General features: G+C 65.0%; 14 protein-coding genes and 1 pseudogene. 8 read left to right on the top strand and 7 right to left on the bottom strand.

The genetic code is table 11. The annotated features are described in order from the left end of the window. On the bottom strand, positions 1-990 hold a 990-nt coding region (locus EOA32_RS23975; RefSeq protein ID WP_128373062.1), incomplete at its 3' end, for a beta-ketoacyl-ACP synthase. A gap of 39 nt (positions 991-1,029) precedes the next feature. Further along, on the bottom strand, positions 1,030-1,608 hold the full coding sequence (locus EOA32_RS23970; protein ID WP_128373061.1) for a TetR/AcrR family transcriptional regulator: 579 nt from the start codon (positions 1,606-1,608) through the stop codon (positions 1,030-1,032). Positions 1,609-1,748: 140 nt separating this feature from the next. On the opposite strand from EOA32_RS23970, the gene EOA32_RS23965 reads away from it, so the two are divergent. Then, entirely contained in the window at positions 1,749-2,057 is a 309-nt protein-coding gene (locus tag EOA32_RS23965) for a hypothetical protein (RefSeq protein ID WP_128373060.1), read from the top strand. Here the strand turns inward: EOA32_RS23965 and EOA32_RS23960 are convergent. Next, complete coding sequence (locus tag EOA32_RS23960; RefSeq protein WP_095828805.1) at positions 2,038-2,769, bottom strand: GntR family transcriptional regulator; 732 nt, start codon at positions 2,767-2,769, stop codon at positions 2,038-2,040. The genes EOA32_RS23965 and EOA32_RS23960 overlap by 20 nt on opposite strands. 186 nt (positions 2,770-2,955) lie before the next feature. On the opposite strand from EOA32_RS23960, the gene EOA32_RS23955 reads away from it, so the two are divergent. Then, complete coding sequence (locus EOA32_RS23955; RefSeq protein ID WP_128373059.1) at positions 2,956-3,969, top strand: SIS domain-containing protein; 1,014 nt, start codon at positions 2,956-2,958, stop codon at positions 3,967-3,969. Positions 3,970-4,015: 46 nt separating this feature from the next. Continuing rightward, positions 4,016-4,831 carry a PfkB family carbohydrate kinase gene (locus tag EOA32_RS23950; RefSeq protein WP_095831996.1) on the top strand — a complete coding sequence of 272 codons (816 nt, stop codon included), beginning with the start codon at positions 4,016-4,018 and terminating at the stop codon, positions 4,829-4,831. Between the two features lie 3 nt (positions 4,832-4,834). Here EOA32_RS23950 and EOA32_RS23945 read toward each other — a convergent pair whose 3' ends face one another. The 4 genes from EOA32_RS23945 to EOA32_RS23930 form a co-directional block, all read right to left on the bottom strand. After that, the gene (locus EOA32_RS23945) at positions 4,835-5,806 is read right to left on the bottom strand and encodes an amino acid ABC transporter permease (protein WP_066993007.1); all 972 of its coding nucleotides are present in this window, start codon (positions 5,804-5,806) and stop codon (positions 4,835-4,837) included. Positions 5,807-5,824: 18 nt separating this feature from the next. Further along, on the bottom strand, positions 5,825-7,105 hold the full coding sequence (locus EOA32_RS23940) for an FAD-binding oxidoreductase (protein WP_128373058.1): 1,281 nt from the start codon (positions 7,103-7,105) through the stop codon (positions 5,825-5,827). A 49-nt stretch (positions 7,106-7,154) separates the two neighbouring features. Beyond that, positions 7,155-7,982, bottom strand: coding sequence for a transporter substrate-binding domain-containing protein (locus tag EOA32_RS23935; RefSeq protein ID WP_245418747.1), 828 nt, complete (start codon positions 7,980-7,982; stop codon positions 7,155-7,157). Positions 7,983-8,130: 148 nt separating this feature from the next. Then, positions 8,131-9,024, bottom strand: a complete 894-nt coding sequence (locus tag EOA32_RS23930) for a LysR family transcriptional regulator (protein ID WP_128373057.1) — start codon at positions 9,022-9,024, stop codon at positions 8,131-8,133. 147 nt (positions 9,025-9,171) lie between these two features. On the opposite strand from EOA32_RS23930, the gene EOA32_RS23925 reads away from it, so the two are divergent. The 5 genes and pseudogenes from EOA32_RS23925 to EOA32_RS40055 all read left to right on the top strand — a co-directional run. Next, positions 9,172-10,362 (top strand): MFS transporter, encoded by a 1,191-nt coding sequence (locus EOA32_RS23925; RefSeq protein ID WP_095778933.1) that lies wholly within the window; start codon positions 9,172-9,174, stop codon positions 10,360-10,362. Beyond that, a complete protein-coding gene (locus EOA32_RS23920; RefSeq protein ID WP_095778932.1) occupies positions 10,359-10,829 on the top strand; it encodes a cyclophilin-like fold protein in 471 nt (156 codons plus the stop codon). Before EOA32_RS23925 ends, EOA32_RS23920 begins: the two co-directional genes overlap by 4 nt. Positions 10,830-10,848: 19 nt before the next feature. Next, positions 10,849-11,244 (top strand): cupin domain-containing protein, encoded by a 396-nt coding sequence (locus EOA32_RS23915; RefSeq protein ID WP_128373056.1) that lies wholly within the window; start codon positions 10,849-10,851, stop codon positions 11,242-11,244. Between the two features lie 28 nt (positions 11,245-11,272). Beyond that, positions 11,273-12,289, top strand: coding sequence for a zinc-dependent alcohol dehydrogenase family protein (locus EOA32_RS23910; protein WP_128373055.1), 1,017 nt, complete (start codon positions 11,273-11,275; stop codon positions 12,287-12,289). Between the two features lie 9 nt (positions 12,290-12,298). After that, positions 12,299-12,441 (top strand): annotated as a pseudogene (locus EOA32_RS40055) (arabinose transporter); the annotation flags it as partial.

Here is a 12,441-nt window from a genome sequence, read left to right as displayed (position 1 = left end):
GACCCTTTTGATCGCTTCGATTTCTCCCAGGTCGCCCACCGGCGTGGAGGTCGCATGCGCATTGAGGTGGCGGATCTCGCGTGGCGAGATGCCGGCCTGGGCAATCGCGATCTCCATCGCACGTCGCGCGCCATCGCCATCCTCGGGGCCGGAAGTGACATGATGGGCATCCGCCGTGGTGCCGTAGCCGACGACCTCGGCGAGCGGTTTCGCGCCGCGCGCCAGCGCATGGCTCAATTCCTCGATGACCAGGATGCCGGCGCCTTCGCCCATGACGAACCCGTCCCGCGACATGTCGAACGGACGAGAAGCCTGATCGGGGCGGTGATTGAAGGAGGTCGAAAGCGAGCGTGCCGCTGCGAAGCCGCCCAGGCTGACCGTGTTCATGCATGCCTCGGTGCCGCCGCACAAAGCGATATCGGCCTCATTGGCGCGGATGATGCGAGCCGCATCGCCGATCGCCTGGATGCCGGCGGCGCATGCGGTTACCGGTGCGCCGATGTGGCCTTTGAAGCCGTAGCGGATCGAGATGTGGCCAGCCGCGAGGTTCACCAGGAAAGACGGCACCGTAAACGGTGAAAGGCGCCGAACGCCGCGCTGGTCGACGGTCCGGACCGCCTCGGTGATGGCGGGAAAACCTCCGACACCGGAAGCGATGATCGTCGCCGTGCGAACCCGATCCTTTTCCGAGGCCGGTTTCCATCTCGCCTGGGCAAGCGCCTCTTCCGCAGCGGCCAGCGCGAACAGGATGAAGCGGTCGACCTTGCGCTGATCCTTCGGCGCCAGGAAACCGTTCGGATCGAGGCCGGCTTGGGGATCATCCTCCAGGGAAGGAACCACGCCGCCGATCTTCGCCGGCAAATCTTCCACCACCTCGTCCGCAAGCCTGCGGATACCAGAGCGGCCGGCCAGGAGACGCGACCAGGACGTCTCGACATCCGCCGCAAGCGGCGTGACCGCGCCCATGCCCGTTACAACGATCCGTCGCATCTATTCTCCTATCAATCCCGGTCGTCAGTCCCGCGCCGTTCAAGCCGTGACTGCGTCGCGAACCTGTTCGGTGGCCGCATCCAGAAAGGCCTGAGCGAGGTCGGGGTCGTTGACGACGCGCGACAACGTCAGCGCGCCGACCATCGTCGAAAGAATGGCCATGGCCTTGCTGTTGGGCTCTTCGCCATCGGTCGCGGCGATCAACCGGCCGATGATTTCGAGATACTGCTTGATGCCGGCTTCGAACGATCCTTTCACGTCGGCCCCCTGTCTGGCGGCATCCGAGCCGAGCGCCGCGACCGGGCAGCCGTCGATCCTTTGCTCGCGATGGCCCATGCTGAGGTAGAATGCCATCACCGCCCCAAGCGGATCGCGGGGATTGGCTGCGGTCGCCGTCGCCCATCGGGCAGCCGTACTCTCAACCGCCCGTCTGGAAGCCTGTGCGACCAAGTCCTCCTTCGACGCGAACTGCTTGTAGAAGGCGCCTTGGGTCAGCCCCGCACCCTTCATCAGATCCTTGAGGCTGATGCCGTCGAACCCATGTTCCCGAAAAAGGCGGCTGGCCACGTCGATCACGGTCTGCCGGTTCTTCTCAGCCTGAATGCGGCTCACGCGCATGATCGGCCTCCATATTTAGATTGCGTACGAAATCTATATGCCATTTAGAGACTGAGCGCAATCTAATTAAGGATCCGGGATAGGCGGCTCGTCGGGCGTAGGTTTGCGGCAAGCCAGATGCGCCCGCCGACCGGGATTCCATGAGCTTCTCCTTGCCGGGCCACCGCGAACAGCTCTACGCGCTCTCGAGATCCGGCGGGGAGGTGACGGTCTCGATCGAGGGCGACAAGCAAATGAGCGCCAACACGCCGCCAGACGCGCAGCGTGCGACTGCCGGACAGGGAATGGGATCTCAGAGCGTTGGCCAGGGCCTAAGAAAAGGACGCGTGAACCAGAGGACCTATTCGAAGGCTATTCTCGAACTGAATTCCCATGCGGCAGCGCCCGGCGAACACCGCCGTCGCCGGCCCAACTCGCCGGCGTTGGGCGTCACCGCCGTGCGAAGCTGAAGGCGAAATGGCTGCCGCGATGATAGACAGCGGCATAGACGACCGGTGTCCCGGTCGCATCGAAACAGGTTTCCGTAATGAGCAGCGCCGGCCCAAAATCGCGCAGGTCGTTGCGTTGCACGATTTCGTCCGGCAGCGTCACGGCTGAAACCGAGGCGGCCGACATACGCGGCTGATGGCGGTTTTTCTCCAACAGCGCGAGCAGCGAACCACTCCATTCGATGTCGAAAAGGCGGCCGGGTAAAAGGCCGCGCGGCACGTAATCCAGCGAGTAGATCAGGGGCACGTCGTTGTGCAGCCGCAGCCGTTCAAGCCTTATGACGCGCTCTCCGTCGGCCAGCCGCAATTGCTGCTGGATCACCGGATCGGGCGTTTCCTCGGCGATCGACAGAACCTTGTTGATGGTGTCGTAGCCATAATGGCGCGACATGTCGGTCACGCTTTCGAACATCGTGATCGGCCGGTCGACCTGCACGGCAGAGCTCGCCGTGACAAAGCGGCCGAGGCCGTGGGTGACGGAAATGACGCCGTCCTGTTCGAGAAGTTTCAGCGCTTCGCGCAGGGCAGGGCGCGAGATGCGGAAGCGCTGCGTCAACTGCGACTCGGTCGGCAGCCGGTCGCCGGGCTTGAGCCCCTCGCTTCTGATCAGGTCGGCAAGGCGGTCTCGGAGCTGGACCGCCAATGTGCGCGCATCGCGAAGCGGCTCGTCCAAGTCCGTTATCCCCATTGTGCCAACTCTCCTTTTGTTGTCGGACAATCGCGGCTAGGTCAAGCGGGGCATGTCGTGCCGCTTCACATGCTGCACACCCAAATGGACCGGAGCCGGTCCGCAAGATTTCTCTTGAAATGCCCTCATGGAGATGTCAGTTGTCTTACAACAGAAGCGATCGAGGGAACGATGCTCAATTTCGACGAAGCCCGATTTGTACGCATTCAATCGGGGGCGGTGGCTTTGCGGGAGCGCATCGAAACCGCCGTTGCGCGATGTCTCGCCGGCGGGGCACAAAACATCTTCTTCCTTGGCACCGGCGGCGCGGCGATTCTGATGCATCCGGCCGCGCAATTGCTGCAGCGCCGGTCCGGCTTTCCCGCCTTCGTCGATATCACTGCCGAGCTGCAGCTTGCCCAATCCGTGCACCTGACCGAGAAGTCGATCGTCGTGCTGCCTTCGCTCTCGGGCACTACCAAGGAAAGCGTGGCGCTGCTGGCTAGGATCAAGGAGATCGGAGCGACGGTGATCGCGCTGGTTGGGCATGAGGAGACGCCGCTCGGCAGGGGCGGGGACCACGTCTTCGTCAACTTCGCTGAAGACGACACCTCCTGCGAGTCCTTCTACCTCCAGTCGCTGTTCTTTGCGCTTTCGGTGCTGAAGCATCGCGGCGAGCTGGCCGAATCCGAGCGGATTTTCGCCGAGTTGGCGCAGTTGCCGCGATTGCTGCTGGAGGTGAAGCGGAGCTATGAAAAGCAAGCCGCCGACTTCGCCCAAAACCTGGCCGCCTCCGACTATCACATCATAACCGGCGCCGGGAACGTCTGGCCGCAGGCTTGGTATTACGGCATGTGCATCCTGGAAGAGATGCAATGGATCCGGACCCGTCCGGTGCATGCCTCCGATTTTTTCCACGGCACGCTGGAACTGGTGGAAAAAGACGTGAGCGTTGTTCTCTTCAAGGGCGAGGACAGCGCCCGGCCGCTGGCCGAGCGGGTCGAGAATTTCGCAGCTAACTACACGGACAAGACGACGGTGCTCGACACGGCCGCCTTCGAACTGCCCGGCATTTCTGCGGACGTGCGCGCGCTGGTTTCGCCGGTCGTGCTGGCCACCGCCCTCGAACGCGTCAGCGCTCATCTCGAGGTGATCCGCAACCACCCGCTGACGACGCGCCGCTACTATAAACGCGTAGCCTATTGAGCGCGTGCCTTTAGCGGCAGCGCTTCATGGCGTAGCAGAGGGGGATATGACGGCTCAATTTCGATTTGCCGCCGTCGGCGACAATTGCACTGACCGCCTCGGCTTGCCGATCGGGCGCTCGCTGGTCGGCGGCAACGCGCTCAACGTCGCCGTCCAGCTCGCCCGGCTTGGCAATAGGAGCTTCTATTTCGGTGCCGTCGGCCGCGACGCCGAAGGCGAGCGCACCCGCGCCGAGCTCGAAGCCAATCGGGTCGTGGTCGACCACCTGCGCGTCGGCGACCGCAACACCGCCTGGACCGACATCAAAGTGTTGCCGTCAGGTGAGCGGCTGATCGCCGCCGAGGATTTCGGCGCCTGCGCCGGATACGCGCCGCACGAGGCCGAACTTGCGATCCTGGAGGCGATGGATCACGTCCATATCGGCTGGCTGGATGACGGCGGCGCCTTGCGCAGGCGCCTGTCGCGGGCAGGCGTCAGCGTCTCGCAGGACATTTCGGTCAACGCCGATCCGGCCAATCTCGGCGTCGAGGGCCTGAGCATAGCCTTCTGCTCGACCGGCGAACCCTATGGTGCCGCGGCGGCGATGGCGGCGGATCTTCTGTCGCGCGGCGCAGGCTGCGCCGTCGTCATGCGCGGTGCCGAGGGGTCGATGGCGTTCACTGCCCGCGAGCGCGCCGAGACCGGCATCCGTCCGGTCGAGGTCGTCGACACGACCGGCGCCGGCGACAGTTTCATTGCCGGCTTTCTCCACGCCTGGCTGGCCAAAAAGCCGCTGTTGCAATGTCTCGAAAGCGGCCGCGATCGCGCCGCGCTGACCTGCTGCCATCTCGGCGGCTTCCCCCAGGAGGGAATGCCGCACTGAAGTTCAGCGCTTCAGCGAGCGCCCGAACCGTTCCTCGATGCGGGACTGCAGGAATTCGAGCCCGATCGACAGCAGCCAGTAGATCATCGAGGCGGTGATCAGCATCTCGATGTGCCGGAACTCGGTCTGGCCCTGCGTGCGCGCCAGATACATGATCTCCCATACGCCGACCACCGAAATCAGCGAGGAATCCTTCAGCATCGCGATGAACTGGTTGCCGGTCGGGGGAACGATGACGCGCATCGCTTGCGGCAGGATCACCAGGAACATCGTCTGGTTGGGGCTGAGGCCAAGCGCGGTGGCGCCCTCCGTCTGGCCGCGCGGAATGCTTTCGATGCCGGCCCGGAAAATTTCGGTCATGTAGGCGCCGTAGCAAAGCGACAGCGCCATGATGCCGGCGGGCACGGCCCCGATCACGTAGCCGACCTGCGGCAGGCCGAGATAGATGATGTAGATCTGCATCAGCAACGGCAGCCCGCGGAACAGCGAGGTGTAGAACGTTGCCAGGCCATAGACGACGCCGTTCTTGGAGAGCTTGGCTATGGCGCCGATGAAGGCGATGACCGTGGCGATGGCGATCGAAATGGCGGAGATGTAGAGCGTCGTCACCACGCCCTGCGAGACGAGGAAGCCGATCTTCCTGGCAATGAAAGAGAACGACAGGTCGAAGGAATAGAAGAACAGCATCAGCAGCACGAACAGCTCGATCCACACCGCCACGATCTGCTGTTTGCGCCCGAGTTGCTGCAGGGCTTTCCAGTTGGCCGCCGCGATCAGCGCGATCAGCACCGCCGAAACGCCTCGCGCTGCCGCGGGATTGGCGGCAAGCCATTCGAGGGAGCTCGGAACCAGTTTGCCGATCCAGTCGGCTTTGATGCCAAGCCCGTAGAGGCCTGCAGCGAACGCGGCGAGCGCCAGGCACATGCCGATGCGACGCGCGGCGTCCGGATAATTGAGCAGCAGTCTGCCGATCACCTGTCGATCTCCCTGTGGTCAGCGGGGGCGTTCGCGCCACCAATCTTGCGCCTGTAGCTTCCAATAGGTGAGTTGCGCCGCGGCAAGCCCGACCGGCCCCCCCGCCCAGGTCAGTCCGAACCGTTCGAACAGCCGGTAACGGTCCGACTGGCCGAGTATCGCCTCGGCCACCACCTTGCCGGCCATGGCGGTGGTGTTGATGCCATGGCCGCCAAACGCCGTGAGATACCAGACGCCTGGCTGCAGCTGTCCGATCTGGGGCATCAGGTGCCGGGCGTAGGCCATCAGCCCCGACCAGGCGAGTTCGGTCTTGAGCGCAGCGAGCTGAGGATAGGTTCCGACCATCTCCCGGCGCAATTCCCTGGCCAGCGCCGCCGGCGAAGCGGCCCGCGTGGTGATGCGCCCACCCCAGAGCAGCCGCCGCCCGTCTTCCACGGCGCGGTAGTAGTCGCCGGCGCGGCGGCTATCGCCTATGCCGTCGGTCGTCGCGATGGCGCTGGCGATGAGCTCCGGGGCCTCCTCGCTCAGCATCACATAGGTCGCAATCGGCAACATGGCCCGCCTCAACTGGCCGAGCAGCCGTCCTGTGTAGCCGCCGGTGGCGAACACCGCCTGCCGCGCGCGTACTTCGCCGTTTGCTGTGCGCATGGTCTTTTGCGGGCCGTCGAGTCTCGCCTCGACGGCGCTCGACGCCTCGTGGATCCTGCCGCCCAGCCGCTCGATCTCCTCGGCGACGGAGCGCAGATAGTTGAGCGGATGAATGTGGAAGGCGTTGGCGTCGCGCAGGCCCTGATAGTAGCGCTCGGACTGCAGCACCGCGCGCACCTGGTCACGCTCGAGATATTCGAGCGGATAGTCGAAATCCCGCGCCAGCCGTTCGGCGTGGGCCTTCAGTTCGGCGCCGCCGTCATGGCGAAGCACGCCGATAATTCCGGGGCGAGGCTTTGCCGTCTTGATGTCGAGATCCTTGATCGTCTGGCGCACGAATTCGACCCCTTCGATCGACAATCGGTGCAGCTTCTGTGCCGCCGCGGTGCCGGCCATCGCGGCGATATTGTCGCTGCCGGTGGCGAAGCCGGGGCTGACGAAGCCGCCGTTGCGGCCCGAGGCGCCGAAGCCGACGCGCTCGGCTTCGAGCAGGACGACTTCGCGCCCGGCGCGGGCCAGCTGCAGCGCCGTCGTCAGACCGGCCAGTCCGCCGCCGACAATGACCGTGTCGCATTCGGCCAGACCGGCCAAAGGTGATCTGACCTTCTCGTCGGCAAGCGTGCGGCGATAGTAAGTATCGGGATAGGTCATGATGAATCGCATGAGAGCGGGCGGCCTTGAAAGCCGCCCGCGAAGAACGTCAGTCGGCGCTGTAGTTCTTGCCGTACCATTTGGTGGTCAGCGTGGCGAGCGTGCCGTCCTTTTTCATCTCGTCGATGATGCCGCCGACCTTGGTGGTCCACTCGGCGTCACCCTTGTCCGCGATCACCACCAGCGGCTCGCGGAAGGCGTAGTCGCCCTCAAGGATGCGCAGCGGATACCCGTTCTTTATGGCGTTCTGGGCGGTCTGCTCGGGAGCGATGACTGCGTCGAGCCGCACGCCGTCCCCAAGTCTCAAATCGTCGAATGGCAGCATGGAATCGGCAAAGGTCCGTATCTCGCCGGGTTGCAGCTTGTATTCGACTGGCGGAAGGCCGGGAGCGTCGATCTCCAGCTGACGGCGGATGAAATCTTCCGAAGTCGTGGCGGTTTCGACACCGATCACCTTGCCGTTCAGGTCGTTCACGGACTTCGCCTTGCTGTCCTTGTGGACCACATAAACATAAGGGCTGTAATAATAGATGCCGGCGAAATCGATCACCTTGGCCCGGGCCTTGGTCGGCGTCACCGAGCCGACGCCGAGGTCGTAGCGGCCCTGCCAGTGGCCGCCGGTCATTGTGGCCCAGTCGGGCGTCTCGAAGCTGACCTCCACGCCCAGACGCTTGGCGATCTCTTTCGAGACGTCGATATCAAACCCCACCAACTGGTTGCTTTCGTCGAGAAAGCTCTGCGGCGGCCAGCCGCTGTTGGTCGCGACCACCATGGCCTTCTTGGATGTGACGCGATCCAGGGTTTCTCCCGCTCGCGCTGCCGACACGAATGCGAGCGCGCCGGCAGCCAGCGCGAAACAAGCGATCAATCTCCTCACGAAACCTCCCTCTCGTATGTAAGATGTCTGACAACGCAATTGTCCGGAAGGGGCAGGGCGAGTCAAGCATCTTTTGTCGGGCATTGCCGAGTTCAGCCTGCAATGGGCGTCCAGGCGCTGGGCGCTCGTGCCGCCCCCAGCCCCAGGCTCAACTCCGATGCCGAAGCGCCTCGACGACGACTGCCATCGCCGGAGAAAGCTGCCGCCGGCTCGGATAATAGAGGTGATAGCCCGGAAAGGGCAGGCTCCAATCATCGAGCACGAGCGTCAGCCGCCCGTCCGCGATGTGGCGGCTGACGAGGTTTTCCGGGACATAAGCGATGCCGTAGCCGCTTAGCGCCGCATCGATCATCGGCAGGGTCGAGTTGAAGGTCAGCTGGCCATCGACCCGGACCCGAAGCTCGCGGCCCTTCTTCTCGAACTCCCAGGCATAGAGCCCGCCAAACGTCGCCTGCCGCAGGCCGATGCAGTCATGCCCGACGAGATCCTGCGGTATCCTCGGGACTGGGCGGCGGGAGAAATACTCCGGCGAGGCGATGGCCACCAGCCGCCAGTCGGGGCCGATCCGCACCGCGATCATGTCCCTGTCGACGCTCTCGCCAAGCCGCACGCCGGCGTCGAAGCGCTCCTCCACGATGTTGCGCATGCCGTTGTCGCTGTAGAGCTCGACGCGCAAGTCGGGATAGTCGCAGAGCATCGGCTCGAGCTTCGGCCAGACCGTCGTCTGCAACGCATGGTCGGACAGCGTGATGCGTACCGTGCCAGCGGGCTTGTCTCGGAAGGCGACCAGACCCGCGAGATCGGCCTCGATCTCCTCGAAGCGTGGGGCGAGCGACTGGTAGAGCCGCTCGCCGGCTTCCGTCGGCGCCACGCTTCGCGTCGTGCGCGTAAGCAGGCGAACGCCGAGGCGGGCTTCCAACTGCTTGATGGTGTGGCTGAGCGTCGACTGTGACGTGCCGAGTTCCGCTGCTGCCCTGGTGAAGCTGCGCTCCCGGGCGACAGCCAGGAACCACAGAAAATCTTTCATGTCGCCGCGCTGCATGTTGAACCTCCTGGTCGATTTATATCACAGGTCGATAAGTCCATACGGATTATCGGCTCTAATCGAATTGGTTGCACTGCAATATCTTCCGGGCAGGTCGCGGCGGCCGTGGCGATTCCGGCGCCCCGCTTGCAAGGATGCCCACGAATGGAAACCACTTACGACACAAGGCTTGTCGAAGACCGCGCCATGCGGGGCGCGGTGCTCTCGATGGCGCTTTGCGTTTCGGTGCTCATCGCCTCGGAGTTCATGCCGGTCAGCCTGCTGTCGCCGATCGCGACCGATCTCGGTATCACCGAGGGTCGGGCGGGCCAGGCGATCTCGATTTCGGGCATTTTCGCTGTCGTGACCAGCCTGCTGGTCGCCGGTCTGACGCGCCGCATCGATCGCAGGCTGGTCGTCACCGGCTTCACCGTGCTTCTCATCGCGTCCGGGCTTGCCGTCACCTTCGCCCCGAACTACGCGTTCCTGATGGCCGGCCGCGCGCTGCTCGGCATGGCGATCGGCGGCTTCTGGTCGATGTCGACCGCGATCGTCATGCGCCTCGTCCCCGAGGAGCAGGTCCCAAAGGGCCTCGCCATGCTGAACGCCGGCAACGCCGTCGCGGCCACCATTGCCGCGCCGCTGGGCAGCCTGCTTGGGGCCTATGCCGGTTGGCGCGGCGCGTTCTTCCTGGTCGTGCCGCTCGGGTTCCTGGCGCTCGTCTGGCAGTGGCTCAGCCTGCCACCGCTCCCGCCGCGCCGGCGAAAGCGGCCGGGCAACAGCCTGGCTCTTCTCGGCCGTCCTCCGGTCGCCATCGGCATGGCATCGGTCATGATGCTGTTCATGGGCCAGTTCGCGCTCTTCACCTATCTGCGTCCCTTCCTCGAAAGGGTCACCCAGGTCGACGTCGCGACGCTTTCGGCGATCCTGCTGGTCATGGGGCTCGCGGGCGTCGGCGGCACCTGGTGCATCGGCCGGCTGCTGCGCGCGCGTCTGTTCAGCATCCTGATCGTCATTCCGCTGGTCATGGCCGTGCTTGCGCTCGCGCTCATCGCCCTCGGCGCAATACCCCTTCCCACGGCCCTGCTGCTTTTCGTCTGGGGTTTCTTCGGCACGGCCGCGCCCGTCGGCTGGGGCACCTGGCTCAGCCGCACGCTGCCTGAAGACGCGGAGGCCGGCGGCGGGTTGCAGGTGGCCGTCATCCAGCTTGCCATTACCGGCGGCGCCGCGATCGGCGGCACGCTTTTCGACACGGTCGGCTGGTGGGGAGCCTTTGCCTTCGGCGCGGCGCTGCTTTGCGGATCGGCGCTCGCCGCGTTCGCCGCATCGCGCATGGGCGGGAGGGCCGTGCCATGACGACCGACCGTCCCACGCTCAGCCGCCGCATTTTGCTCGGCGCCGCGCTCGCATCAACGCTCCTGCCGCGGCGCGCCCGCAGCCAGCAGGGCAGGGGCCCGGCCAGCCAGGAACCCGCCGACATGAAGATCAGAATGACATTCGATGGCCGAACCATGACGGCCACGCTCTACGACAATCCTTCGGCACGCGATTTCTTTTCCATGCTGCCGCTCGATCTCACGATCGACGACTACGCGCATAACGAGAAGATCGCCTATCTGCCGCGCAAGCTGACCGAAGAGGGCAGCGGCCCGTTCGGCAACGAGCAGCCCTATGACCTCTGCTATTTCGTGCCCTGGGGCAATCTGGCCATGTTCTACGCCGACTACCGCCATCCCGGGCTGATCAGGCTCGGCCGCTTCGACGGGGGCGAAGAGGCCCTGCACATACGCGGCGAGTTCCCGCTGCGCATCGAACGCATGTGAGAACGCAAAGGAGATCACCATGGACATTCTTCGCGCTGGCACGAGGCCGTCCGGCAAGGGGCCTTCCGACTGGTTCACCGGCACGGTCCGGATCGATCCGCTCTTCAATCCCTTCGATGCCGCCCGGGTGCAGGGCGCGCAGGTCACCTTCGAGCCCGGCGCCCGCACCGCCTGGCACACGCATCCGCTGGGGCAGACGCTGATCGTCGTCTCCGGCCGTGGCCGCGTGCAGCGCGAGGGCGGGCCGCTCGAGGAGATCCGCCCCGGCGACGTCGTCTGGTTCGCGCCCGGCGAGAAGCATTGGCACGGCGCGTCGCCCGAGACGGCCATGACCCACATTGCCCTCCAGGAGGTCAAGGACGGCAAGGTCGTGGACTGGATGGAACATGTCAGCGACGCCGACTACCGCGCCTGATCACCGATCGAACGAAAAGGAAAGCAAAATGCTCGCAACTGTTCTTCATAAGCCCGGCGATATCCGCTGCGAGGGAATCGAGGACCCGAAGATCCTTCGCCCGACGGACGCCATCATCAAGCTCTCGGCGAGCTGCATCTGCGGCTCGGACCTGTGGCCGTATCGCGGGCTGCAGCCGATCGATCGCCCGATGCATATGGGCCACGAATATTGCGGCATCGTCGTCGAGGTCGGCGCGGAAGTGCGCAACGTGCGCCCCGGCCAGTTCGTCGTCGGCTCCTTCTGCCTCTCCGACAACACCTGCCCGCATTGCCGCTTCGGCTTCCAGTCCTCCTGCGTGCAACGCGAGTTCATGTCGGGCGCGCAGGCGCCTTACGCCCGCGTGCCGCTGGCCGACGGCACCCTGGTGGCGACTTCCGAGGTTCCGCCGGCCGACCTGGTGCCTGACCTGTTGGCCGTCTCGGATGTGCTCGGCACCGGCTGGTATGCGGCGGATGCGGCCGAGGTGCGTGAAGGATCGACCGTTGTCGTCGTCGGCGACGGCGCCGTCGGCCTGATGGGCGTGCTCGCGGCGAGCGAGATGGGCGCGCAGCGCATCATCGCTATGAGCCGGCACGAGAGCCGCCAGAAACTCGCGCGCGAGTTCGGCGCGACCGACATCGTGGCCGAGCGCGGCGAGGAAGGCATCGCCCGCATCAAGGAACTGACTGCGGGCGTCGGCGCGGACTCGGTGCTGGAATGCGTCGGTACGGCCGAATCCTTCGACCAGGCGCTGGCCTGCTCGCGCCCCGGCGGCACCATTGGCTATGTCGGCGTGCCGCATGGCGTGAGCTTCGACGGCCAGAAACTGTTCTTCGGCCAGAAGCGCATGCTCGGCGGCCCGGCGCCGGTGCGCCGCTTCCTGCCCGAGCTGATGGAGCGCGTGCTCAAGGGCAGGATCAAGCCCGGCAAGGTTTTCGACCTCAAGCTGCCGCTGACTGAGGTCGCCGAGGGCTACCGCGCCATGGACGAGCGGCGCGCCATCAAGGTCATGCTCGAGGTCTAGGCGCCGGCGATGGTCGCGACGGACACTGCAGCCGACGAAAGCCGGACGATGGCGAGATTGCTGCCGATCATGGCGGCGGTCTTTGCCGGCTTCCTGCTCATCGGCCTGGCGCTGCCCGTGCTGCCGCTGCATCTGCATGACAGGCTCGGCTT

It is taken from the genome of Mesorhizobium sp. M1A.F.Ca.ET.072.01.1.1, assembly GCF_004023325.1.
GTDB lineage: Bacteria > Pseudomonadota > Alphaproteobacteria > Rhizobiales > Rhizobiaceae > Mesorhizobium.
This window is presented reverse-complemented; position numbering and strand designations above follow the sequence as displayed.